This is a genomic window from Bacillus sp. J14TS2 (assembly GCF_018333015.1).
Classification (GTDB): Bacteria; Bacillota; Bacilli; order Bacillales; family Bacillaceae_C; genus Lederbergia.
This window is the reverse complement of sequence record NZ_BORE01000080.1, coordinates 1-255: the sequence shown is the minus strand read 5'-3', so window position 1 is coordinate 255 and position 255 is coordinate 1. Positions and strand designations below refer to the sequence as shown.

Below are 255 nucleotides of genomic sequence, written 5' to 3'. Positions count from 1 at the left end.
CCCGGGGAACTGAAACATCTCAGTACCCGGAGGAAGAGAAAGAAAAATCGATTCCCTGAGTAGCGGCGAGCGAAAGGGGAACAGCCCAAACCAAGAGGCTTGCCTCTTGGGGTTGTAGGACACTCGATATGGAGTTACAAAGGAACGGGGTAAACGAAGCGGTCTGGAAAGACCTGCCAGAGAAGGTAACAGCCCTGTAATTGAAACTTCGTTCCCTCCCGAGTGGATCCTGAGTACGGCGGGACACGAGGAATC

1 rRNA gene is annotated in these 255 nt (G+C 53.3%); it reads left to right on the top strand.

The features are described from left to right. Window positions 1-255 (top strand): 23S ribosomal RNA (locus KI375_RS27150); the annotation flags it as partial.